Below are 24587 nucleotides of genomic sequence, written 5' to 3' on the forward strand. Positions count from 1 at the left end.
TCGGCTACAGTGCGCCGGCGTGCCTTGATGCACATCAAGGCGCCGGTTCAGTCGCGCAGCACGGGGGTTGCAAGCGCGTCGAGTGCGTCGCGTTCGAGGATCTCCAGCTCGCGGCGCTCCACGCGCAGCAGGCCGTCGGCCTGGAACCGCCGAAGCACGCGGCTGACGGTTTCCGGCGCCAAGCGAAGATAGTTGGCGATGTCGGTGCGGGCCATGGTCAGGGCGAAGCGATTGGGCGAGAAGCCGCGGGCGCTCAGGCGCCGCGACAGCCCCACCAGGAAGGCGGCCATGCGCTGGTCGGCCGACCAGTCGCCGGCCAGTAGCGCGGCCCGTCCGATGTCCCGGCTGAGCAGGCGGAACAATTGGCGCTGCAGGCCGGGCAACTGCGCGGCCAGCAGGGAGATCTTGGGGAAGGAGAACCTGCAAAGCATCACCGTGTCGAGCGCGATTGCATTGCACGGATAATGGTTGCCGTCGATCGCGTTGAGCCCGATCACTTCGCCGGGGAAGTGGAACCCGAGCACGTGCTCGCGGCCCTCCCGATCGATGACATAGGTCTTGACGGTGCCGGCGCGAACGGCGGCGATTGCTTCAAAAGGATCGCCTTCGCGGAAGATGTGCTCGCCGGCATGGAAAGGTCCGACGTGTTCGACCAGGACGTGGAGATCCATTAGTGCGCTCTTGTCCATGCCTTCGTCCAGGCAGGCCTGCGAGAACGCGCACGTGGAACAAAAGTGCATCGCGTCGCCGTCATTTGCGAGCGTCCGCGTGTCGGTACGGGGGAAGGGCAGCGGTGTGGCCGACATGTGCTTTTCCGGATCCGGTCAGATCGCGCGCGAGAAGTGCGGAGCCGCGGTGGCGGCCGGCTGCTCGATGTAGCGGTCGAAGCACATCGCGATGTTGCGCAGCAGCAGCCGACCACGTCGCGTGACCTTGATCCGGTCGGGCTCAACGCGCACCAGACGGTCGTCGACGAGCGGCTGCAGGCTTTCCAGCGAGCGGGCGAAATAGCTCGCGAAATCGATCGCGTAGCGCCGCTCCAGTGCGGCCACCGGGATTTCGCCCTGGCACATCAGTTGCTGGATGAGGTCCGCCCGCAACTGGTCGTCCTCGGTCAGGCGCATGCCGCGGAAAACCGGCAGGCGACCTTCGTCCAGCGCGGCTTCCCAACTGGGCAGGTCCCGGGGATTCTGGCTGAAGCTGTCGCCGATATGGCTGATCGAGCTGACACCCAGCCCGATCAGGTCGCTGTCGGCATGGGTCGTGTAGCCCATGAAATTTCGGTGCAGTCCACCTCGCTGCTGGGCCTGAGCCAGTTCGTCATCCGGAAGCGCGAAGTGGTCCATGCCGATGTAGACATAGCCCGCAGCGGCCAGTTTCTCGATCGCCGCCTGCAGCAGAGCCAGCTTGGTTTCCGGGTCCGGCAGGTCTTCGGCGACCATCTGCCGTTGGGCCTTGAACAGCTGGGGCAGGTGCGCGTAGCTGTACACGGCGATCCTGTCGGGGCGCATTTCGACGACGGTATCCAGCGTTGCGGCGAAACCGGCAAGAGTCTGCCTGGGCAGGCCATAGATCAGGTCGACGTTGACAGACCGGAAGCCGCTGGCCCGGCAGGCATCGATCACCGCGCGCGTCTCCTCGACGGACTGCATGCGGTTAACTGCGGCCTGGACTGCCGGATCGAAGTCCTGCACGCCCAGGCTGGCCCGGTTGAACCCGATGTCGGCAAGTTCGGCGATCTCTGCCGGCTTGATGAAGCGCGGGTCCAGTTCGATGGAGATGTCCCGGTCCTTGGCCGCCGAGAAATGGAACTGCCGGTGCAGCGCGTCGACCACCTCGCGCAGCTGCGCAGGTGTCAGGAAGTTCGGCGTACCGCCGCCGAAGTGCAGCTGGATGACTTCGCGGTCGCGGTCGAACAACTGTGCGGTCAGCGCGATTTCACGATACAACCTGGCCAGATAGCCGTCCGAACGCGACTTGTCCCGCGTGATGATGCGGTTGCACCCGCAGTAGAAGCACGGACTGGTGCAGAAGGGCACATGTACGTACAGGGACAGCCGCCGCGGAATGGGATCCCCATTGCTGGCGGTGGCCGCCTCCCGCAACTGCGCTTCGCCGAAGCCGGCGTGGAACTGTGGCGCAGTCGGGTAGGAGGTGTAGCGCGGCGCGGGCTGGTCGTAGGAACGCAGCAGGTCCGGATCGAAGGTGGGTGCGTCGGTGTTCATGCCTGCAGGTTAGGTGTGCCGGCGGATCACGCCTTGACCTGGATCAACCGCCCTTCGTGACTGACCGGCGGGCTCAGACTGCGCTGGCGAAGAGACGGGTCACGCCGGGCTGATGCGGCCGGGAACCTCGTCTGTCGCGCTGGAGTGTCCGATGTGCCAGGGCGGGGTGTCACCGCCGGGGCCGTCCTCGATCGGCAGATCGATCAGCGCCTGCATCGACTTGCAGATGGCTTCGCGGGCGATCGCTGTCGCCTCGTCGTTCAGGGCCCGCGCCTGCGCTGGATCGAGCGCGTCACTACTCCCGTTGGCGAGGCGGGCCAGCAGGGGATGTCGCTGGATGGCGGTGAGTGGGGCATGCCGCAACCCGCATCGGCGGGCGCGTTCCACCACGGTTTCGCCGACGCCATGTGCGCGCCAGTGCGTGGCCAGCGCCTGCGTCACCTGGACGGAGGCCGTCGGGCCGCGTTCCTCGGCCAAGTCCGTCGATCCGCGCAGGCAACCCTCTGCCACCGCCAGGGCCAGCGTGCGCGCCAGTTCCCGGGCGTGAGGGCTGGTGTAGACCAGGCCCAGCTTCATGAGGGCATCGTCGAAACCGACCACGCCGATGCGCAGCCCCTCGCCGCCACGCAGGGCCCCGGAAAGCACGGCGTCGTCGAGCAGCCGCACGGCAAGAGTAGCGGTGTCCGCGCATAGGTTCCGATTGAAGCGGGCGCCCGCGCCGAAAGCGACCTCCACGAACGAGGAGGCGTTGAGCGCAGCGGCCGGAGGTCCGTCGGCGGCGGCGAGGTGGGTGGTTCCGAGGCATCGCAGCAGCCGTTCGTCTGGCAGCAATCGCCAGCGGCTGAACGCGTCGATGTAACGATGGGCCCACAGGGGGGCCTGCGTCCCGTTGACCGCGGCCACCGTGTCGGCGACCCGCCGCCAGGTGTCGTCGATCGTCACGTCGCGCAGGACGCCGTCCGCACGCCAGCGGAACCAGGCATCCCAGGTTTCTACGGCGATGGGATCGGTGAAAGGGGTGGCTGCAGGCACGGGCTGAACCGGTAAGGCCGACAGCCGCCACTGTCCCCGCTGTGGGCCGGACGAGTCTTGATCGAAGTCAACCCGGGCCGCGGGGGAGGGCGACTGTTACAAACCGTTACCGGGCTGGCATCGTCCGGTTTCACGCGGTCTTTATCGTGCGCTGCAACTTCAGGAGAGGTGGCGGCAATGCTTGACATCAGCGTGTCCAGCTTCGAGGCGATTGCGTCCTCCAGTGTCGAGTCCACTTGCGGCCCCGGGATGCAGCGTGAATACCCGTTGGGTCTGGAACAGCTCCTCCAGGCGTTGCCTCTGAAACGGCGCCGGCTGAAGGCCCGGGAATACCTGTTCCGGGCCGGGCAGAAGCGCGAGTCCCTGTTCTTCGTTCACGCCGGCTTTTTCAAGACCTGCCTGAGCAGTGCGGACGGACGGGAGAAGATCACCGGTTTCCGCATGCGCGGCGACCTGCTGGGCATCGACTCGCTGGACATGGACAGCTACGCGTGCGATGTGATCTCGCTCGACGTGGGAGAAGTCTGGGAGCTGCCGGTGGACCGCCTGCGCGACCGGTTCCCGCACTTCCACGAGCGTCTGACGGGATTGCTGGCCGGTGAGATCCGCCGCGACTGGGGCTGGATGCTGGCGCTGGGCACGCTTAGCGCTGAGCAGCGGGTGATCGCGTTCCTGCTCGATTTCGCCGCCAGGCTGGAGCACCTGGGATTCAGCGCCCGCTCGCTGATGCTGCACATGACCCGCGCCGAGATTGGCAACTTCCTGTCGCTGCAGCTGGAAACCGTCACGCGGGCGTTGTCGCGACTGCAGGCGGCGGGCCTGATCGCCGTCGACCGCCGCGAGATCCGTATCCACGATGCCGCGGGCCTGCAGGCGATGATGGCCGGCCCCCACTGAGCCGCCAGCGCGCCTACACCAGCCGGGACACCAGGCAGCGCTGCAGCGCGGCGGCCAGCTGCTCGCGCTGGTACGGCTTGCGCAGCAGCTCGATGTCCTCCGATTTGTCAGAGGCTTCCACCGCTTCGTAGCCGGAGGTCAGCAGGATGGCCAGTTGCGGGCGCTGCCGGCGGGCGGCAAGCGCAAGTTCCTTGCCGTTCATGCCCGCGCCCAGCATGACGTCGCTGAAGAGCACGTCGATGGAAGGCTCGCCAGCCAGGCGCTGCAGCGCAGCCGCCGCGTCGGCAACGGCCTCGACTCGGTAGCCGAGCGAGCGGATGAACGCCGACGCGATGCTGCGCACTTCAGGCTCGTCCTCGACCACCAGCACGCGCTCCCCCTGTCCCGACGAGAGTCCGGTGGACGGCGGCGTGGGTTCATCCCTGGCCGTCAGGGCGGCCGGCAGGGCCAGTTCGACGCGAGTGCCGTAACCCAACCGGCTGTTGACGTGGAAGTAGCCGCCGCTCTGTTCGACGAAGCCGTACACCATGCTGAGGCCAAGTCCGCTGCCGCGGCCCATTCCCTTGGTCGTGTAGAACGGCTCGACCGCACGCGCCAGCGTCTCAGGCGTCATGCCCATGCCGGTATCAGTCACCGAAAAGACGATGTAATGCCCAGGCTTTGCCTTCGCCCTCGCCGCGTCGGCCGTCACCCAGCGCTCCTCCACGGCCAGCGTGATGTCACCGCCGCGCGGCATGGCATCGCGCGCGTTCAGCGCCAGATTCAGCAATGCTGAATCCAGCTGCGAGGCGTCGGCATAGACGGCGGGAATGTCATCGGGCCATTCCACTTTCAGGCGGATGGTGTCTCCGAGCGTACGGCGAAGCATCAGCTCCAGATCCCGCAACAGGGTGGCAGGCATCAGGGCGCTCGGACTCAGGCGCTGGCGGCGGGCGAAAGCCAGCAGCTTGCCCGTCAGCTCGGCTCCGCGACCCACCGAGCGTAGTGCGCTGGCAATGAGTTCGGACGCCTCGGGCTGCTGGCCGCATTCCATCTCCAGCAGTTGCAGGCTGCCGGACATCACAGTGAGCAGGTTGTTGAAATCGTGGGCGATGCCCCCGGTGAGCTGGCCGATAGCATCCAGCCGCTGCGAGTGCGCCAGTTGTTCCTCGGTCCGGCGTCGCTGCATGAGTGCGGCCAGCAGGTTGGCGGTGGATTGAAGCAGATGCAGGGCGTCGTGGTCGAAACGACGCGGCTCCTTCGACCAGGCGATCAGCGCCCCCTGCGGCCGGGCGCGGTCCACCAGGGGCACCACGGCGGCGCTGCCGCCCGTGCCCGCAAGCAGCGGGAGCGCGTAACCTTCGCGGCTGGCGTCCTCGCCCTCGATCACCTTCGCCGCGCCGTGGGCGATGGCGACCTCGATTTCCTGCAGTTCGTGCGAATCGAGCAGGCTGGGGTCGAAACCCGCGGCAGCCCGCAGATCCAGGTCTCCGTGTTCGCGCAGGAAGGCGAGGGCGACGGCTTCGATGCCGAGCGCATCTGCCAGCAGCAGGGGTAGTCCGGCGACCACGAGGTTCTCGTCGGCCGACTCGAGCGCCTGCTGTCCGATGCGGGCAACCAGCGCGTCGTAACGTGCGCGGATCAAGGCCTGGCGGGCGCGCTGGGTTTCGGAAATGTCGCGGATCGAGGCGAGGTAGCGCAGGCCTTGGTCTGTCTCCAGCGGGCTGAGCGCGATCTCGACGGGAAACTGCGCACCGTCGCGGCGCTGGCCCACCAGGGCCATGCCGCTTCCGCCCATCGGACGGGTGCGTGGCGAGGACATGTAGGCTGAGCGATGAGAATGGTGGCGCTCGCGCACGCTGGAAGGCATCAGGTTTTCGATTGGAAGGCCGACGAGCCCACCCTCGGGATAGCCGAACAGTTGTTCGGCCTGGCGGTTGGCCATCTCGATGCGACCGGACCCTTCGACGACGACGAGCGCATCAGGGACGGTGTCGAACAGCTGCGGGAACATCGACGGGTTCACAGTGGCCGCACCGCCGGCGCGAACAGGTAACCCGCGCCTCGCACGGACTTGATTACGGCCGGATTGGCCGGGTCGCGTTCGAGCTTGCGCCGCAGGCGGCCAATCTGGACGTCGATGGCGCGGTCGTAGGGCCCGGCGTCCCGTCCGTGGACGGCGTTCATCAACTGGTCGCGAGTGAGCACCTGGTGCGGACGCTCTACGAAGGCCAGCAGGAGGTCGAACTCGCCGGTGGTCAACGCGATCTCGCCGGCGTGGCCGGTCAGGCGGCGGGCGGGAACATCGAGCTGCATGCCGTCGAACGCGAAGCCTCGCGGCTTGGTCACGGGCGTGGTGACTGTCTGCGCGCGCCGGAGCACCGAGCGGATCCGCGCCAGCAGTTCGCGCAGGTCGAACGGCTTGGTGACGTAATCATCCGCGCCCAGTTCCAGGCCCACGACCCGCTCGACCGATTCGCCCCGGCCACTGACGATGATGACGGGGCCATGCCACTGCTTGCGCAGGTCGCGGATCAGCGTCAGACCGTCTTCGTCGGGAAGCCCCAGGTCGAGCAGGATGATGTCGATGGCCTGGGCAATAATCGCGGCGCGCGCCTCGCGTCCGTTCCCTGCGACGCTGACACGCAAGCCCTGGGTGCCCAGATAGCGTGACAGGAGCGCGGCGACCTCGACGTCGTCATCGACGACCAGAACGTGGGGAGATGCGGTTTCCAGGCGTGTCTCCGGCGGTGGCGACTGCAGGCGGCATGGTACCGCAGGCAGTCAATTCGCCTCGAGCGCGGCGTCCAGGTAGGGGCAGGGGCCGGACTTCGACCCGGCAGGCATATGCATGCGGCCCGCCCGGGGCGACTTCGGTTGGGGCTCGTTGGCCTGATGAGGCTTCCGGCTTCGCAATGCGGCCCGCTGTGTTCGGGGCAGCGGTCGATTCGCAAGTCGGCCCCGCGGCACTTCAACTGGTAAACGATCTGCCCGGCGCCAACTACGCAAGAAGCTTGAACAAGAAGCTTCGAGATCCGGTTCAGTCCTGTTTCGGCATTCGTAATGGTGGCGGACGCAACGCGTTCGGATACCAGTCAAGCAGTACCGCGACTCAGACCGAGGACGGCGGCGGGGATCTTCGAGAGGTTTCGACGAAAGGGGCCGGCTTCGCGCTGCTGGACCCAGTTCCGTGGGATAGCGTACTTCGCATAATGTATATTATGTACATATCCACTGGGCTTCACCCAGGCGAGCCCTCAAGATCCACCCTCACGCCGTCGGCCTGTCCTCGAGTGCCGGTGCCGGCTCGCGCTTTCCGGTCCTGACACGGGTCGGCTCTTCGTATCCGGCCGGATTCAGCGACTGCCATCGCCACGCGTCCCGGCACATGTCGCGGATGTCGAGTCCCGTTCGCCAGCCCAGCAAGCGGTTGGCCATGGCCGGATCGGCGTAGACCTCGGCAACGTCGCCGGGCCGGCGGTCGACGATATCGTAAGGAATGTGGCGGCCCGAGACCTCTTCAAAGGCGTGCACCAGTTCCAGCACGCTCACCCCACGGCCCGTGCCCAGGTTGACCGTCAGGCTCGCATCCCGCCGAACCAGGTAGTCCAGCGCCGACACGTGGGCAGAGGCCAGATCGGTCACGTGCAGGTAGTCCCGCACGCCGGTGCCGTCAGGCGTCGGGTAGTCGCCGCCAAAGATGCTCAATCTGCGACGTCGCCCCGCAGCCACCTGGCACACGTAGGGCATCAGGTTGTTCGGGACGCCAGTCGGATCCTCGCCGATCAACCCGGACGGATGCGCTCCGACGGGGTTGAAGTATCGAAGGATCGCGGCCCGGAACGTCGCCCTGGCCGTGCACAGGTCGCCGATCAGCTGCTCCATGACCAGCTTGGTGCGCCCGTAGGGATTGGTCACGTCCAGACGCGAGGACTCATCCACCGGCACCCGTTCCGGGTCCCCGTATACCGTGGCCGACGAGCTGAACACCAGCCGGTCGACCTGCGCTTCCTGCATCGCCTGCAGGAGGTTGATCGTGCCGCAGATGTTGTTGTCGAAATATTCCAGCGGCCGGACGCAGGACTCGCCAACGGCCTTGAGGGCGGCGAAATGCATCACCGCATCGAACCGGTGTCTGGAAAACAGCCGCGTCAGTCCGGCCCGGTTGCGCAGGTCCACGCGAACGCATTCGATCGGCGAGCCGGTGATGCGCTGCAGGCGCAGCAACACGCGCTGGGAGCTGTTGGCGAAATTGTCGGCGACGACGACGCGGTGGCCTCGCTCGACCAATGCCACGCAGGCGTGACTGCCGATGTAGCCCGCGCCACCGCACACGAGAACGCTCTTGGGTGCCTGGTCCGCCATCAACGCCCCCGCCCATGTGATGCCATCTGCTTGGGAGAACGCGGAAAGCTTCCATGGTCGTCCAGCCGGTGCAGGTCCCCCCTGCCCCACGGTCGCCTGTCCGTGAACAGGCTCGATTGGCGTTAGCCATTGCACGGTGCCGCAACCGCGCGCATTCGACCAAGTCGTTCCGAGGGAGGCTCGCTTGGCAACCACAACCCCCCTGGCCAGTCTGGACCAGGCCCGTGTCGCCGTGATCGGGCTGGGCTATGTAGGCCTGCCGCTCGCCGCTGCGTTTGGCAGGCACTTTCCGACCGTGGGCTTCGACATCGACGCCGCACGCGTGGGCCAGCTCAAGGCCGGCCACGACCACACCCGCGAACTTTCGCCAGAAGGCCTGCGAGAAGCCGACAAACTTGAATTCAGCAGCGACCCTGCAGCTCTCGCAGGCTGCAACGTGTTCATCGTCACGGTGCCCACGCCGATCGATGAATACAAGCGTCCGGACCTGCACCCGCTGGAGTCGGCCAGCCGGACCGTCGGGCGCGCCATCGGGCGCGGCGGCATCGCGATCTACGAGTCGACGGTCTATCCGGGCGCGACCGAGGAGATCTGCATTCCCATCGTGGAGCGCGAGTCGGGCCTGGTCTTCAACCAGGACTTCTACGCCGGTTACAGTCCCGAGCGCATCAATCCCGGCGATCCCAAGCACCGGCTGGAGACCATCATGAAGGTCACCTCGGGCTCGACCCCCGAAGCCGCGGCATTCGTCGACGCTCTCTACACAAGGATCATCAATGCGGGCACCCACAAGGCCTCCAGCATCCGCGTGGCAGAAGCCGCCAAGGTGATCGAGAACATCCAGCGCGACGTCAACATCGCGCTGATCAACGAATTGGCGCTGATTTTCCACCGCATGGACATCGACACGCACGAAGTCCTCGAAGCCGCCGGCACCAAGTGGAACTTCCTGCCGTTCCGGCCGGGGCTGGTAGGTGGCCATTGCATCGGCGTGGATCCCTACTACCTCACTCACAAGACCCAGCAGATCGGCTACCACCCCGACATGATCCTGGCCGGGCGCCGTATCAACGACGGCATGGGCAGCCATGTGGCGCGGCGCGTTATCAAGCTCATGCGCCAGCGCAACCACGACATGAACCAGCCTCGCGTGCTGATACTTGGGCTGGCATTCAAGGAGAACTGCCCGGACCTGCGAAACACCAAGGTGATCGACATCATCCGCGAGCTGCGCAGTTTCAACGCGACCGTCGACGTGCATGATCCCTGGGTCGACGCGGGGCTGGCGCAGCACGAATACGGGGTGGAGCTGGTCTCCGAACCACAGTCCGGACAGTACGACGCCGTGGTGCTCGCGGTGGCCCATGGCCAGTTCATCGACATGGGCGCCGACCGCATCCGTGGCTTCGGCGCGCCCAATGCCGTCCTCTTCGACGTCAAGCGGGCCCTGCCGCGGGCGCAAATCGACGGGTGCCTGTAGCCATGCGCGTGCTGGTCACCGGTGCTGCAGGATTCATCGGCTCCAGCCTCAGCCAGGTGCTGCTGGAACGCGGCGACCAAGTCCTCGGCCTCGATAACCTGAACGCCTATTACGACCCGCGCCTCAAGCAGGCGCGGCTGGACCGCCTGCTGCCGTACAAGAACTTCAGCTTTGTGCGTGCCAGTCTCGAGGACCGCCCTGCCGTGGAAGCGGCCTTCGATTCCTTCGGGCCCCAGCGCGTGGTCAACCTGGCCGCGCAGGCCGGCGTGCGCTATTCGCTGGAGAACCCGCAGGCCTACGTGGACAGCAACATCACGGGGTTCCTGAACATCCTGGAGGCCTGCCGGCACCGCCACGTCGAGCACCTGGTGTACGCCTCTTCCAGTTCCGTCTATGGCGCGAACCGGAAACTGCCGTTCTCGGTCGAGGACAACGTCGACCATCCGGTGAGCATGTACGCGGCTACCAAGAAGGCCAACGAACTGATGGCGCACACCTACAGCCACCTGTTCGGTCTGCCGACCACCGGGCTGCGCTTCTTTACCGTTTATGGCCCGTGGGGCCGGCCGGACATGGCGCTGTTCCTGTTTACCCGGAAGATCCTGGCAGGCGAACCGATCGAAGTGTTCAACCACGGCCGCCACAGCCGGGATTTCACCTACATCGACGACATCGTGGAAGGCGTCGTGCGCACGCTGGACCAGGTGGCGGCGCCCTCGCCCGCCGCCGATGGCCCGGCTTCACCAGCCACCTCGCACGCACCCTACCGGCTCTACAACATCGGCAACCACCAGCCAGTGGAGCTGCTTCGCTACATCGAGGTGCTCGAGCAGTGCCTGGGCCGCAAGGCCGAGCGCCGGCTCCTGCCGCTGCAGCCGGGCGACGTCCCCGACACCTGGGCCGATGTCGAAGCCCTCAGCCGCGACGTGGGCTACCGCCCCGCCACCCCGATCGAGGTCGGCGTGGCCCGTTTCGTCGAGTGGTACCTGCAGTATCACGGCGGCTGACAGGCAGACCGACTCACCCATCGGGTTGGCCGGCCGGCCTGACCCTCGGCGTTGTTCAGTAGGGGTCAATTGGAGAATTGCCATGCGTGTCGCGTCTGCCCTTTGGGCCTTGTGCCTGACCGTCCTGCTTTCCAGCTGCGCGTCTTCCCCCAGCCTGATGTCGGGCACGCCACCGGCACCGCCGGCCGCCGACGCCTATCTGATCGGCGTGGACGACATGGTTCAGGTATCGGTGTGGCGCAATCCGGAACTGGGGGTCACCGCACCCGTCCGGCCGGACGGCATGATTTCCGTGCCGCTGGTCGGCGATGTCGTTGCAGGCGGCCGTACGCCCGATGACGTGGCCAAGGACCTGCAGGCCAAGCTGGGTGCCTACGTCCGTGAGCCCCAGGTGACGGTCATCCTCACCGAACTGCGCAGCCACGAATACCTGTCGCGCGTCCGCGTCACCGGAGCGGTCCGCCAGCCAGTCTCCATTCCGTACCGGCAGGGCATGACGGTGCTCGATGCGGTGCTCGCCGCCGGCGGCATCACCGAATTCGCTGCCCCCGACCGTTCCAGCCTGCACCGCAAGACGGGCGACAGCGCGCAGGCCTACGGCGTGCATCTGGACAGCATCCTCAACAACGGGGACCTGAGCACCAACTACAAAGTGGCGCCGGGCGACGTGATCACGGTTCCGGAGCGGCTGCTGTGAACAATGCGTACCGGCAACTGCCAGGCCCCGGGCCCCAGGCCCTGCCGGCGCTCACCCTGCTGCCGCTTGCATACCGCGAGTTCCGCCGGTACCTGCTGCCGCTGGCGACGATCTTCGCGGTCGTGGCGTTGTTCTTCCTGGCGTGGGGCCTGATCAATCCGCCTTCGTACAAGTCCTCGGCCACCGTCCTGGTCCAGGACAACGCGCCGGTCACCCCGCTGCTGGAAGGCCGCGCCGCCGCGCCGTCCGACGCGGCACGGGTCACCATCACCCGCGAAATCCTGTTCGGCCGTCGCGTGATGGACGACGTCCTGAAAGCCGGCGGCTGGAAGGAAGGCGAGCTCAGCCCCCTGGAAAAAGACCAGACCATCAAGTCCATCATCGGCCGCACTGAGGTCGTCGTGACCGAACGCACGCAGGTCCGCTCCACGGATCCCAAGCTGAGCGTGGTCAAGATCACGTACACCGACTCCGACCCCCAGCGGGCGTACGCCGTCGCGAAGCGATTCTCGGAGGCGCTGATCGAACAGGTCCTCGCATCCAAGTCGCAGGCCAGCGAGTCGGCCTATCAGTTCATCGACGCGCAGGTCGAGCAATACCAGAAGTCACTGGCCGAGGCCGACCGGAAGCTGCGCGACTACCGTTCCTCCAATCCCGATGCCCTGCCCGGCGTCGACACCGACGTGGCGGCCCGGATAGGGGAACTGCGCCGCGCGGTCGACAATGCCAGCATGGATCTGGCCGATGTCGGCGCCCAGGAAGGCCAGGTGATGAGCCTGCTTTCCCGCGAAAGCCCTGTCTCCACCATCTCCCGCGCGACCCAATCCAACATGCAGGTGGCGGGACTACAGGCTGAACTCGACAAGCTCAGGCTGAGTTACACCGACCAGCATCCCGACGTGGTTCGGCTGCGCAACCAGATTCGCGACGCCCAGTCGCAGGCGCGTTCGGCAGGCGGCGGCTCCACCGTGCTGCCCGGCTCAACGCCGTCGATGAATCCCGTGTACACGCAGCTGCGGTCGCAGCTGGCGGAGGTCCGCCGCCAGGGTGCCGCCGCGGCCTCACGCGTCGCCACCGCCCAGGCGCTCCTGCGGCAGGAACTCGACCGCAGCCGCACGATGCTGGGAACGCAGGGTGAAGTGGATGCATTGACGCGCGCGCACAACGTGAACCGCGAGATGTACGAAGACCTGCTGACGCGCCGCGAGAACGCGCGCGTGTCGATGAGCCTGGATGCCGACGGCCGCAGCCTGGGCTTCCAGATCCAGGAACCAGCCTCGGTGCCGCTGCAGGCCAGCGGGTTGCGCCTTGCGCATTTCGCGATGGCCGGACTCGCCCTGGCTGTCGCCATTCCGCTGCTGCTGTTGTCGATGGTCGTCAAACATGACCCGCGCGTGCGCGTGCCCCTGCAGATCGAGCGCGAAGCCGGCCTGCCCGTGCTGGGAACCATCCCGCTGCACCTGTCGCAAGCACAGACCATCCAACGCACCCGGCATATCAAACTCGGGACGGCGCTGTTCGCGGCCGTCCCGGCGCTCTACATCCTCGCCTACCTGCTCAGAATGGCGGACGTCCTGTGAACCAACTCCACGATCCCATGGCCGACCAAGTGCCCTTGAACCAGGCCCCGGACGACAACCGGCAGGTCGTGCGCCGAAGCGAACCTCTGTCGCTGACGCCGGCGCAACTGGCCGAACGCGCCATCATCCCCTACGTGGATGGCGCCAACCGACAGCTCGTCGACTCCTTCCGCGAGCTCCGTACACGTCTGCTGGCCACTTCAAACGACAACTTCATCACCCTCATCGCCCCTGTCACCGAAGGGTGTGGTGGCGGCTTCGTCGCCCGCAACCTCGCACTTGCGATGACATTCGACCAGGCCCGCTCTTCACTGCTGATCGACTGCAACCTGCGTCAGCCGTCGCAGCATGCGGCGATGAAGATCGACACGCCGCGCGGTGGTCTCCTCGACTATCTCGAGAACCCCGATGCGACCGTCGAAAGCATGATGTACAGCACCGGGATTCCGCGACTGAGCCTGATTCCCGCGGGACGATCGGGCCTCGGTGGCATGGAGATCGAGCACTTCTCTTCGTTCCGCATGCGACTGCTGCTGGATTCGCTGCGCAGCAGCCACGCCGATCGCTACATTTTCCTCGACGGCCCGCCCACATTGGGCGCGCCCGATGCACGGATGTTGTCGGAGCTGGCGGATGTAGTGGTCCTCGTCGCGGGCTATGGGCGCAATACCGTGGCCGATATCACTGCCGCCGCCGGAAATTTCGATCCGCAGAAATTTGCCGGCGTGGTGTTCAATGAAAACGGCTGACAGTGACAAGGCCCCGACGCGTCGCCTCCGCCGGCGCCTGACCGCCATCCATGTCGCTTTGCTCCTCGCGGGGCTGGCGGGCAACGCCCACGCAGCGCGCCTAAACTACCAGATCGAACTGTCGGGGCTGTACAGCGACAACATCGACCTGAGCGAGGATGACCAGAACACGGAAACGGTACTGATCCCCCGCCTGCTTTTTGACTTCAAGGAAGAAGGTTCGGCGGTCGAGGTGGAGGCCCGCGGCCAGATCGAGCGTCGCCGCTACCTGCAGAATCGATACGACAACGAGACTCGCGCCGAATTTGCCGGGCAGCTCAACTGGACGGTCATCCCGCAGCGCCTCCATTTCGTGGCGGAGGACTACCTGACCGAGGAGCCGATCAATTTCCGTGATGGCCGTTACCCCGGCAACCTGCAGAGGGTCAACATCTTCATCGCCGGGCCCAGCCTGTTCGCCAGGATGGGGCCGGCCACGCAGTTCCAGCTCGACCTTCGCGCCGCCGACAGCCAGGCCGAAGTGGCCACTGGATTCGACGGCAGCCGCTATATCGCCGCCGCGGTGCTCCAGCGCGACATGACGCCCACCACGACGGGCTCATTCCACCTGACGACGACCAAGGCGCAGTTCGACGATGTGACAGAAGCCGTGGACTTCAAGCGCCATGATGGCTTCGTCCGACTGCAGGGACAGCGTCGCGACACCGAGTACGAGTTGGACCTGGGTTATTCGCGCCTGGATCGCGAGCTCGCGGACGACGAATCGATGACCATTTTCCGGGCAACGGTTCAGTCCCAGCTGAGCTCGCGCAGCCGCCTTCGATTCCGTCTCCGGCACGAGTTCTCCGATGAAGTGCAGGACATGGTCGTACGCCTGAGCGATCCCGATGAAGCGCTGATTCCCGACCTGCTGGACGTGTCCTCGTCACTGGTGAGCGCCGGCGTTTACGAGCAGCGCGCGGCTGAACTGGATTATCGCTACACCGGCGAACGGGTGATGCTGCGGCTGCGTCCGATCTACCGGCGGCTGAGCTACCTCGACCGGACCGATGCCGACCGCAGCGAACGAGGCATCTTCTTCCAGGCGGACTATCGGTTGCGTCCGCTGGTCACCGTGTTCATCGGCGGGTCGTTCCGCAAGCGCGACTTCGATTCGATCGACGAGCGCGACCACGATCGCGTCATTCGCGTCGGCTTCGACCAGCAGTTGAGCCGACATTGGGGCTGGCGCGCCGAGGCGCTGAGGAACGAGCGCGATTCCAACCTGCCTGACCCGCGCTACAAGGAGAACGCGGTACAGGTGACCGTCTGGTGGAAGCGCTGACGGCGCGGGGGTGCCATGCTCGAAATCCTGCTCTGGGCCGCGCTGCTGCTGCTTGCCTACATCTACGCCGGCTATCCGCTTCTTGCGATCGCCCTCGCCCGCATCCGTCCGCGTCCCACGCGCAAGGCGCCCCCGACTGCGACGGTGACCGTGATCGTCACCGCGTACAACGAACAGGCCAGCATCGAACAGAAGCTGCGCAACGTCCTGGCCCTGGACTACCCGCGTGACCGGGTCGATGTCATCGTCTCCTCGGATGCATCCAGCGACGCCACCGACGAGCTCGTGCGCGGATTCGGTGCGCCCCAGGTGCGTCTGCTGCGCGTGGAAGGGCGCCTGGGCAAGACGGCATGCCAGAACGCCGCGGCCGCCGTCGCCACCGGAGACGTACTGCTTTTCACCGACGCCACGACGCGTCTGGAAGCGCACGCGCTTGGCGAGATCTGCAGCAATTTCCAGGACCCCTCCGTGGGCTGCGTGGCCGGCCGCCTCACCTACGTCGCAGCCGGCGACGACGCAACCGGCAAGGGCGGAACCTCGTACTGGAACTACGAGACACGCCTGCGCATGGCCGAAAGCGCGCTGGGCTCGCTGATTGGCGTCTCGGGCTGCCTGTACGCGGTCCGGCGCTCGGCCTACCGCCCTATTCCGCCGGATCTCATCAGCGATTTCGTCACTGCGATGGTGGTCCGCGGTCAAGGCCTGCGCACGGTGCTCGAGCCGGCGGCCGTGTGCTACGAGGACACGCTGGACCGGCCCGATCGCGAACTGTCGATGCGCGTGCGGGTGGGCATCCGAAGCCTGGTGGCCCTCGCCAGCCAGAAGGAGTTCCTCGATCCGCGCCGCTATGGCGCATTCGCATGGCAGCTGTGGTCCCACAAGGTGCTGCGCTACCTGTCACCGGTGTTCTGGGCGGTGGCTCTGCTGGCCAACGCAGCACTGGCCCTCCAGGGGCGCTACGTGTGGATGCTGGCGATGCAACTGGCGCTTCTGGTTGCAGGACTGCTGGGGTTCACGCCATTGCGTGGAGCCGCAAAGTCGCGATGGCTGGCCCAGCCCTACTACTTCGTGCTCACCAACGTAGCGTCCGCGCTGAGCCTGTTCAGGTATCTGCGCGGCGAACGGATCGTCACCTGGACGCCGCTGCGCTGAGGCAATCGCTCTGAATCGCAGGCAGCCGGGTGGCCTCGACTGGCCGTCGCCCCTGCCCCGAACCGTTTGCACTTACACCAGGATTCGAGCTGATGACCATGGAGTCGCGGGCCAACAATTTCCTGTCGATCCACGACGGCCTGCCGCAGACCACCTCGCAGGCGGCTGCCGCGGCACTGCGGGGACCGGCGGTGGCTGACGACCTGCGCCGCGTGGTGTACGTGGTATCCCAGTTTCCCAGCTGGTCTGAAACCTTCATCGTCCGCGAGATCCTCGCGCTGATTGAAACCGGGGTTGACGTCCGGATCGTTTCGCTCAAGCGTTCGGGCGAAGCGATGGTCCAGGCGGACGCGGCGACACTGCTCGAACGCGTACACCAGTCCGCAGCGGCGCTGCCGACGACCGTGGAGATGGTGCGCGCCCTCGCCAGGCATCCTCTGGCAGTCGCGGCCGCGGCCACCGCCATCGTGGCCGATACCTGGCGCACGCCCTCGGTGGCGATCAAGTCCATCGGTACCCTCATCCGGGGCCTGTCGCAGCTGCGCTGGCTGCAGGCGTTCGATCCCCAGTTCATCCATGCCCACTGGTCGACCTACCCCGCCACGGCCGCATGGGCGCTGTCGCGGATCATGGGCCGGCCGTTCGGATTCACCTGTCACGCCCATGACGTGTTCCGAAACCAGCAGATGCTGCCGCGCAAGATCCGCGACGCCGCGCTGGCGGTGACGATCTCGCGTCACAACGTGGACTGGCTCGGCGATAACGTCAGTGCCCTGGCCGCTGAAAAGCTCAAGGTGATCCATTGCGGGGTGGACCTGCGGGAGATCCCGCTGAACATGGCCGGACGCGCGGAACACCGGATCCTGGGCGTCGGTCGGCTCTCGCCGGAAAAGGGCTTCCACACCCTGGTCGACGCGCTGGCGCAGTTGCGTGACGATGACGTCCCGTTCGAATGCACGCTGTTCGGAGAAGGCCCTGCCCGCGCGGCCTTGCAGGAGCAGATCAACCGGCTTGGCCTGCAGCGTGACATCGTGCTGGCCGGAGCCCAGCCGCAAGAGGCGGTGCGTGCGGCCCTGGCATCGGCGACCGTTTTTTGTGTTGCCCTGCGAAGTGGCTCCCAACGGCAGTCGCGATGGCATTCCCGTCGCGTTGATGGAGGCCATGGCGGCCGGTTGCCCGGTCGTGAGTTGCCCGGTCTCCGGCGTTCCGGAACTGATCGGTCACGACGTCCACGGCCTGCTCGCCGGCGAGGCCGATCCAGCCTCGCTCGCCCATGCGCTGGAACGGCTGCTGCTCGATCCGGCGTTGCGCACCCGCCTGGCCGGTGCCGCCCGGCAAAGGATCGAGGTGGAGTTCGACGCTCGCAAGGAGGCCCTGCGGCTGCATCGTCTGATGCGCAAGGCGGTGGAAGATGCGGCGTGACCGGCTGTTGATCGTCATCGACGGGATGGAGGTCGGTGGAAGCCAGCGCCAGGTCCAGCAGTTGCTGCATGGGCTGGACCGTCGCCGCTGGGAACCGGAACTCCTCTATTTCCGCAGCCCGTCCTTCCTCGTCGACGAGATCGCGCGGGACGGGGTCCGCGTGCATTGCATCCGCAAGCGGCATCGCGTCGACCTGCCCTTTCTGTGGGCCTACGCGAGGCTGCTGCGCGAGCGCGACTACGCACTGATCCACGCGTTCTCGCTGACGGCCGAGCTGGCGTCGGTCTTTGCGCGTGCCCTGGCGCGCCGTCGGCCCGCGCTGGTCGCTTCCGAGCGCAGCTTCGCGCTGGACCGGCCGCGCTGGTTCTGGTGGCTCAAAGGTTTTGCGATCGGACGGAGCGCGGCGGTGATCGCCAATTCGCGCGCCGGCGCCCGTGCCACTGCCCAACGCACCGGGATGCCGGATGCGCGGTTCGATGTCGTGCCCAATGGTGTCGCCCTGCCCCAGGTCATCAGCCCCGACGAACGCGCCGCCTTGCGCCATGAGCTTGGCGTGGCGGAGGAGCAGCTGCTGGCCCTGTTCGTGGGGCGGCTGGTGCCAGTCAAGAATCTGCCCAGCCTCATCCGTGCGCTGGCCGCGCTCGAGCCGGAGCAGCGTCCACGCGTCGCTCTGGCGGGCGGTGGTCCGGAGCAGGACGCGCTTGAGCTGCTTGCGGCCGACCTGGGCGTGGACGCCAACCTGGTCTTCCTCGGTGAACGCACCGACGTGCCGCGCCTGCTCCAGGCGGCCGATTACCTGGTGCTGACCTCGCACTTCGAAGGCCTGTCCAATGCGGCGCTGGAAGCGATGGCCGCCGGCTGTCCTGTGATTGCCTCGGCCGTCGGCGGCACGCCGGAGCTCGTGGACAACGGCCGCAGCGGATTGTTGTTTCCACCGGACGATGCGCCCGCGCTGGCCGCCGCCATGGCGCGCATGGGCGACGCGGAACTACGCCGCCGCCTGGCGCGCGGCGCCACCGCACACGTGAACGCCCACCACAGCGGAGGAGCACTGGCCGCAGCCACCAGCGCGGTGTACGAGCGCTGCCTGCGCGCGAAGGAGTACGCGAAGAACACAGGGGTAGCCGGTCCCGAACCCGTGCAGGGGCCTGCAAAATGAATCCCTTCCCCTCCCGGGCCTGCAAAGCTGCGGATGCGCTTCGATGATGCGGCTGTTCCTGGCCATTCCGATCGTGATGCTGCCCAACACGGCGCACTTCCCGCCGGATGTCGCCGTGGGTACGTCGGTCGCCCTGCTGGTCATCACGATGCTGCTGGGCCAGCGCGATCCGGACCACCTGCAGGCGCGCCCGCCGTTCCTGATGCCCCCGCTGATCGCCCTGTTCTTCGCCATGCTCGTCGGATTCATCGCGGCCCACTGGCAGGACCTGTCCGATCTGGGCAAGGACCTGCGCGAGGCCAAGGTCGCGGTCCTGTTTCCACTGCTCTACCTGGCCTACCTTCGCTGCGGGCTGGACCTCAAGCGCACGCGCCAGCTGATCGTGCTGGTGCTGATCGTTGCGGTAGGCGCAGGGTTCGAGGCGGTGCTGCAGGGGCTGAAATTCGACCTTGGGACATTCTCCGAAACCCAGCGCGCCACCGGCCCGTTTGGCGATATCAAGATGGCCAACCGGGCTGGCGTCTTCTTCGCGATGTTCCTCCCGATGCTGGCCGCCATCGCCCTCCAGCCGGGCCAGACCCGGCGCATCCGCTGGGTATGCTTGCTGGGCTGCTGCGTACTGGCCAGCGCCATCCTGCTGACCTATTCACGTCAGTCCTACCTGATCGGCCTGTTCACACTGATGATCGTGCTGGTGTGGCGGAGCATCCCGATGGCGCTGCTGGCGGGCGCGCTGGTCATCGGCGGTGCGGCGACGCTGTTGCCTGGCAGCGTGGTCGACCGGGTGGAGCAGACGCAACAGGTGGATGCGAGCGGTTCGGTGTCCTTCGATGTCAGTACCACGAGCCGGTTCACGATCTGGAACGGCACCATCGACATGCTGCAGGACCATCCGGGCGGCGTTGGACTGGGACGGTTCAACGAACATATCGGCATGTATTCCAGCTTTGCCGGAAAGGATGCGCACAACGGTTTCCTGCTGACGCTGGCCGAGTGCGGCCCGCTCGGCCTCCTGGCCCTGCTGTGGGTGTTCTGGCGCCTGTGGCGGCTGACCCGCATGCTGCGCAACTCGCCCGGCGCGACGCGGCCGGAAACGCGCGCATTGGAACTCGGCTTCACCCTGGTGGTGGTGGCGATGGCCTTGGGCAACATGTACGGCAGCCCGTTCTTCGACAGCCTGATCATGGCCAATTTCTGGATTCTCTGCGGCCTGATGGAACGCTACGGCAACATCAAGTTGCACGCAGCGGAGCTGGTGGCCGCGCATCACCTGCCGCCGCGCCCGGAGCGGCCAATGGGCCTGGAGTTTCCGCTGGCTGGGCGAGCGCTGCCCCGATTGTCGATATCCAAAGCGCTGCGGCGTTGACCGTGCTCCCATCCAGGAAAGCGCCCGCCATGGACAACCGCCTGCGCCCAAGCAACTCCCGCAACCCATCCACGCAGCAGGGGGGAATCCGTACGTCCTTCGCAGCGTGGCCTGTCGCCGGACTGTTGTGCCTGGTGACCGGTAGCGCGTCCAGTCTGGAGCCGTGCCGCGCTGCACGTCTGGGCAAGGCCGACATACCTGTCGCGATCGCACCAAGCGCGGGTATGACGACTTACTACGTCCGCCCGGACGGGGGCGATGCCTCGCAGTGCGACGGCCGTACCGATTCTGCGTATTCCGGCAAAGCCCGCGGCTGCGCGTGGCGAAGCCCAGCCGTCGCACTGCCCGCTTCCGGCCGGGCCCGCATCAAGGGCGGCGACACCCTTCGCATCGCCTCCGGCACTTACGACATCGGCGAGGATGGCGCCATGCAGCCCATTCCGAGCGGGCCTGCGGCTGCCGCTCCGACACGCATCATCGGCAAGGCCGGCGCGAAGCTCGTAGGTACGCATGGCATCCATCGCGTACTCAACCTGGATGGAAGTTCGAACGTCGAAATCGGTCATCTTGAAATCACCGACGACAGCGATTGCGTGCACAAGCACGCCGAACCGCGTGTGGCCTGCACGCCGGCAATGCCCTGGGCGCGGGTCGGCCTCTACGCGCGCCGCTCGCACAACGTCTGGCTGCACGACCTGGACATCCACGGCATGGCGGCTCGTGGCATCAACGCCGGCGGCCTGCGCGACTGGACGCTGGAACGGGTCAGGCTCAACCGGAACGGCACCGCAGGCTGGGACGGCAACGTCGAGGATGCCGAGCCCAACTCAGGCCGGATGATCTTCCGCGACATCGAGATCGGCTGGAACGGGTGCGGGGAAAGGGTGGCCACTGGTGAGCCCTGGGCCTGCTGGGCCCAGCAGAGCGGCGGCTACGGCGACGGGCTGGGGACCACGCGGACCGGCGGGCAATGGGTAATCGAGGACGCCCACGTCCACCACAACACCTCCGATGGCCTGGACCTGCGCTACATGGATGGCGCCGACAGCACGCGCGTGACCTTGCGCCGGATCCACGCGGTGGCCAATGCGGGCAACCAGGTCAAGGTCAAGGGCAATGCGCTTGTCGAGGATTCCGTGCTGGTGGGCCACTGCAGCTACTTCCGCAAGCGCTTCTTCATGAAGCCCGGCGACCTGTGTCGCGGCGACGGCAGCACCCTGCAACTGGTGATGACCGGTCACGACACCGCGACCGTCAGGCACAACACGATCGCCGGTGAGGGCGCGGCCCAGATCGGCCACAGCGAAGGCGATGCCAGCGACCACATCCAGGTGAGCGACAACCTGGTCATCGGGTTTCCCAACGCATTGCGTCCGGGCAACCAGAGTGCCTTCAACGCCGGCAAGTCGCCGGCCCGTCGCAGCCTCTCGGGCAACCAGGCCTGGGACGTGGCGCAATGCCCGGACGGGGCGTCGTGCGGACAGAACCCGAAACTGAGCGTGATGAAGCTGGACGCATTCAACGCCCGTCCCCTGCCCGGAAGCCCGGCGGCAGGCAAGGTGGGCGCCCCACCCTGCGGAACGCCGGCGGCACGGCGATAACGGAGACTAGCTTGGGCCTGGCCGACAGGATCTACGCGAAACTTCCAGAACGTGGGCAGGAAGTCGCTGCGTCCGCGTTTGGACTCTATCGCCACTGGCTGCGGTCGGGGCCGGGCTACGGTGATCAGGTGCGGGCCTGGCGGGAGCGCGACGCGTGGACGCCGCCCCAGTTCTCCTCCTACCAGACCGAACAGCTGCGCACCCTGCTCGGCCAGGCTGCGGACCATGTTCCCTACTATCGCCAGACCTGGGATGACGCGCTCAAGCGAGCCGCGCGTGCAGGCAATCTGAGTGCGTTGCCTTTGCTGGACAAGGATCCGATCCGCCACGCCCCCCAGGCCTTCGCGCGCGAGGATGTGCGGCCGCTCATGCGTTATCGCTTCCTCACCAGCGGCTCGACCGGCACCCCCGTTACCACCCTGTGGACGGCGCGCGAGGCGCGAGAGGCACGCGCGCTTCGGGAAGCGCGGTCGGCCAACTGGGCGGGGGTCTCGTTTGATGAGCCCAGGGCAACGTTCTCCGGCCGCATTGTCGTGCCGGATCCGCATAGTCCCGGTCCTTTCCATCGCTTCAACCGGGTCGAGAACCAGGTCTACTTCTCCGCGTTCCATCTGTCGCGGGAGCATGCCGACCAGTACGTCGACGCGCTCTGGCGACACCGCGTGGTCTGGCTGACCGGCTACGCGGTTTCCTACTACCTGCTGGCGCGGCACATCCTTGACCGCGGTCTTGAAGTGCCCGAACTCAAGGCCGTGATCACCACGAGCGAAAAGCTGACCAGCAAGATGCGCACGGTGATGGAAGCGGCGTACCGGTGCAGCGTGTATGAAGAATACGGGACGGTGGAGAACGCGGTGTTCGCCAGCCAGTGCGCGCATGGGCGGCTGCATGTCAGTCCGGATGCCGGCGTGGTGGAGATCCTCCGGCATGACGGCAGCCCGTGCGATCCAGGTGAGCCTGGCGAGATCGTCGCCACCGGGTTCGTGCGGCGGTACCAGCCCTTCATCCGATACAGGGTCGGCGACGTGGCGGCGTGGAATCCGCGCCCGTGCACCTGTGGCCGCCACATGCCCGTACTGCAGGAAATCGTCGGGCGCGTCGAGGATGTTGTGGTGGGGCCGGATGGCCGCGAGATGGTCCGCTTCCACGGCATCTTCGTCGCCCAGGACAATCTGGTCGAAGGCCAGATCATCCAGGAAGCCCTCGACAGGATCCGCGTGAAGGTCGTCGGCACCCCGGCCTTCGGAACAGCCGATGCCCTGGAGATCGAGAAACGCATCCGGCAGCGCCTGGGAGACGTCACCGTCGTCGTCGAGAAAGTTGAAGCGATCCCGCGATCGGCCAATGGGAAATTCAAGGCCGTCGTGTCGCTGATCCAGGCGGCCCGCCGATGATCCAGCCGCAGACCGACCCAGGGGCGCCGCCCGTCCTCGATGGCGCGGCCGCTCCGTCCGCCGACTCCGGCCCCATGGGATACGCGCAATACCGCTACCTGGTCCTTTCGGACCTGTATCGCATCACCGGTTCCGGCCGCTGGCGCGTGCTGCCGCGCTACCTGTTCCACGGCGAGTCCTATCGCTACAACTTCTGGCTGCGCACCAGCCGGTATGCGCGACACCATCCGTGGCTCAGGTTCTGCCTGTACCCGATCGCACGACTGCTGCTGGGGCACCTGACCTACAAACTGGGCATCTCCATACCCGTCGATACCCGGATCGGCAGCGGCTTCTACATCGGTCACTTCGGCGGGATCGTCGTGAGCCAGAAGGCGGTCATCGGCCGCAACTGCAACATCTCGCAGGGCGTCACCATCGGCCGTGCGAACCGCGGCCGGAACAAGGGCTACCCGGTCATCGGTGACAACGTGTACATCGGTCCGGGCGCGGTGATCGCGGGCTGCGTGCGGGTCGGCGACAACGTGGCGATCGGCGCGAACTGCGTGGTGACCACCGATATCCCGGACAATGCCGTGGTCGTCGGCGTGCCCGGTCGGGTCATCTCCCTCGAAGGGTCGCAGGGTTACGTCAATCGGACCGACTACGACGACAAGATCCCCTAGCGATCTTCGTCCCCGGGCAAGCCCGATCCATCCACTCTTGTTACCAAGGGCGTGACGCCTCCGGTGCCGCCCCGCATCGGCGTGCCCGGTCCGTGAACGGACGAGTCAGCGGCGCTGGCTCATCAACAAGCACGGGCAATTCCCGTGCCGCCTTCCTGCGTGACGGCCCCGCGTCGTTGGCACGGCGCATTCCCGGCTCATCAATACTGGCTCACGCTTTGGACCCCTGATTTGGCGGGGTCAAAAAAGTCGAATCGGCCATGCCGGGCAGATGTTATCGGGGATTAACAACCCTCTCCCCGTTCAGCATTTCACGTACTCGACCCTTCGCTGAACAAATCAGCCCCTATCGCACTCTTGGGCGTCTGTGGACGCAGTCGGTCCACTCCTGACGCGTGAAGGCGGTGCGAAGTGTGCGCACTCGCACAAAAGCCCTCCCCCCCCTTCCCTACAGTCCGCTCCGGCTCGAGGGAGGGGCCACCCCATCGCCAAT

20 protein-coding genes and 1 pseudogene are annotated in these 24587 nt (G+C 66.5%); 15 read left to right on the forward strand and 6 right to left on the reverse strand.

Going from position 1 to position 24587, the window contains the following annotated elements; all coding sequences use genetic code 11:
* Positions 1 to 47: 47 nt before the first annotated feature.
* The 3 genes from I8J32_RS13075 to I8J32_RS13085 all read right to left on the reverse strand — a co-directional run bounded on the left by I8J32_RS13075 (position 48) and on the right by I8J32_RS13085 (position 3167).
* Positions 48 to 806 (reverse strand): helix-turn-helix domain-containing protein, encoded by a 759-nt coding sequence (locus I8J32_RS13075; RefSeq protein WP_200612930.1) that lies wholly within the window; start codon positions 804 to 806, stop codon positions 48 to 50.
* An 18-nt stretch (positions 807 to 824) separates the two neighbouring features.
* Positions 825 to 2225 (reverse strand): oxygen-independent coproporphyrinogen III oxidase, encoded by a 1401-nt coding sequence (hemN, locus tag I8J32_RS13080; RefSeq protein WP_200612933.1) that lies wholly within the window; start codon positions 2223 to 2225, stop codon positions 825 to 827.
* 99 nt (positions 2226 to 2324) lie between these two features.
* Positions 2325 to 3167 carry a glycyl radical enzyme family protein gene (locus I8J32_RS13085; protein WP_207526605.1) on the reverse strand — a complete coding sequence of 281 codons (843 nt, stop codon included), beginning with the start codon at positions 3165 to 3167 and terminating at the stop codon, positions 2325 to 2327.
* Between the two features lie 147 nt (positions 3168 to 3314).
* Here I8J32_RS13085 and I8J32_RS13090 point away from each other — a divergent pair, with 147 nt between their 5' ends.
* Positions 3315 to 4154: a Crp/Fnr family transcriptional regulator gene (locus I8J32_RS13090; protein ID WP_200612939.1), complete on the forward strand. Its 840-nt coding sequence runs from the start codon at positions 3315 to 3317 to the stop codon at positions 4152 to 4154.
* Positions 4155 to 4167: 13 nt separating this feature from the next.
* Here the strand turns inward: I8J32_RS13090 and I8J32_RS13095 are convergent, their stop codons facing one another.
* The 3 genes from I8J32_RS13095 to galE all read right to left on the reverse strand — a co-directional run bounded on the left by I8J32_RS13095 (position 4168) and on the right by galE (position 8498).
* Positions 4168 to 6147 (reverse strand): PAS domain S-box protein, encoded by a 1980-nt coding sequence (locus I8J32_RS13095; protein ID WP_200612942.1) that lies wholly within the window; start codon positions 6145 to 6147, stop codon positions 4168 to 4170.
* A gap of 8 nt (positions 6148 to 6155) precedes the next feature.
* Positions 6156 to 6896 (reverse strand): response regulator, encoded by a 741-nt coding sequence (locus I8J32_RS13100; RefSeq protein ID WP_200613197.1) that lies wholly within the window; start codon positions 6894 to 6896, stop codon positions 6156 to 6158.
* A gap of 507 nt (positions 6897 to 7403) precedes the next feature.
* The gene (gene galE / locus I8J32_RS13105; protein ID WP_200612945.1) at positions 7404 to 8498 is read right to left on the reverse strand and encodes a UDP-glucose 4-epimerase GalE; all 1095 of its coding nucleotides are present in this window, start codon (positions 8496 to 8498) and stop codon (positions 7404 to 7406) included.
* 202 nt (positions 8499 to 8700) lie between these two features.
* Here galE and I8J32_RS13110 point away from each other — a divergent pair, with 202 nt between their 5' ends.
* The 14 genes and pseudogenes from I8J32_RS13110 to I8J32_RS13170 all read left to right on the forward strand — a co-directional run bounded on the left by I8J32_RS13110 (position 8701) and on the right by I8J32_RS13170 (position 24094).
* A complete protein-coding gene (locus tag I8J32_RS13110) occupies positions 8701 to 9978 on the forward strand; it encodes a nucleotide sugar dehydrogenase (protein WP_200613199.1) in 1278 nt (425 codons plus the stop codon).
* 2 nt (positions 9979 to 9980) lie between these two features.
* Entirely contained in the window at positions 9981 to 10985 is a 1005-nt protein-coding gene (locus I8J32_RS13115) for an NAD-dependent epimerase (RefSeq protein ID WP_200613202.1), read from the forward strand.
* Between the two features lie 82 nt (positions 10986 to 11067).
* Positions 11068 to 11682 (forward strand): XrtA/PEP-CTERM system exopolysaccharide export protein, encoded by a 615-nt coding sequence (locus tag I8J32_RS13120; protein ID WP_200612948.1) that lies wholly within the window; start codon positions 11068 to 11070, stop codon positions 11680 to 11682.
* A complete protein-coding gene (locus I8J32_RS13125; protein WP_200612951.1) occupies positions 11679 to 13262 on the forward strand; it encodes an XrtA system polysaccharide chain length determinant in 1584 nt (527 codons plus the stop codon). The genes I8J32_RS13120 and I8J32_RS13125 overlap by 4 nt, the downstream gene beginning before the upstream one ends.
* A gap of 17 nt (positions 13263 to 13279) precedes the next feature.
* On the forward strand, positions 13280 to 14011 hold the full coding sequence (locus I8J32_RS13130) for a CpsD/CapB family tyrosine-protein kinase (protein WP_200612953.1): 732 nt from the start codon (positions 13280 to 13282) through the stop codon (positions 14009 to 14011).
* A 58-nt stretch (positions 14012 to 14069) separates the two neighbouring features.
* Positions 14070 to 15335 (forward strand): porin family protein, encoded by a 1266-nt coding sequence (locus I8J32_RS13135; protein ID WP_207526606.1) that lies wholly within the window; start codon positions 14070 to 14072, stop codon positions 15333 to 15335.
* Positions 15336 to 15350: 15 nt separating this feature from the next.
* Positions 15351 to 16487, forward strand: coding sequence for a glycosyltransferase family 2 protein (locus tag I8J32_RS13140; protein WP_200612958.1), 1137 nt, complete (start codon positions 15351 to 15353; stop codon positions 16485 to 16487).
* A 410-nt stretch (positions 16488 to 16897) separates the two neighbouring features.
* A pseudogene (locus I8J32_RS18115) lies at positions 16898 to 17518 on the forward strand (glycosyltransferase); the annotation flags it as partial.
* A 121-nt stretch (positions 17519 to 17639) separates the two neighbouring features.
* Positions 17640 to 17909 carry a glycosyltransferase gene (locus I8J32_RS18120; protein ID WP_407061029.1) on the forward strand — a complete coding sequence of 90 codons (270 nt, stop codon included), beginning with the start codon at positions 17640 to 17642 and terminating at the stop codon, positions 17907 to 17909.
* Positions 17899 to 19068: a glycosyltransferase gene (locus I8J32_RS13150; RefSeq protein ID WP_200612964.1), complete on the forward strand. Its 1170-nt coding sequence runs from the start codon at positions 17899 to 17901 to the stop codon at positions 19066 to 19068. Before I8J32_RS18120 ends, I8J32_RS13150 begins: the two co-directional genes overlap by 11 nt.
* Positions 19069 to 19216: 148 nt before the next feature.
* Positions 19217 to 20434: an O-antigen ligase family protein gene (locus tag I8J32_RS13155; RefSeq protein ID WP_200612967.1), complete on the forward strand. Its 1218-nt coding sequence runs from the start codon at positions 19217 to 19219 to the stop codon at positions 20432 to 20434.
* A 224-nt stretch (positions 20435 to 20658) separates the two neighbouring features.
* Positions 20659 to 22035 carry a hypothetical protein gene (locus tag I8J32_RS13160; RefSeq protein WP_207526608.1) on the forward strand — a complete coding sequence of 459 codons (1377 nt, stop codon included), beginning with the start codon at positions 20659 to 20661 and terminating at the stop codon, positions 22033 to 22035.
* Positions 22036 to 22046: 11 nt separating this feature from the next.
* Positions 22047 to 23429 (forward strand): phenylacetate--CoA ligase family protein, encoded by a 1383-nt coding sequence (locus I8J32_RS13165; RefSeq protein WP_200612973.1) that lies wholly within the window; start codon positions 22047 to 22049, stop codon positions 23427 to 23429.
* A 74-nt stretch (positions 23430 to 23503) separates the two neighbouring features.
* Positions 23504 to 24094: a serine O-acetyltransferase gene (locus I8J32_RS13170; protein ID WP_200612977.1), complete on the forward strand. Its 591-nt coding sequence runs from the start codon at positions 23504 to 23506 to the stop codon at positions 24092 to 24094.
* Positions 24095 to 24587 lie beyond the last annotated feature (493 nt).

Source organism: Lysobacter solisilvae, from assembly GCF_016613535.2.
GTDB classification, from domain to species: Bacteria; Pseudomonadota; Gammaproteobacteria; order Xanthomonadales; family Xanthomonadaceae; genus Agrilutibacter; species Agrilutibacter solisilvae.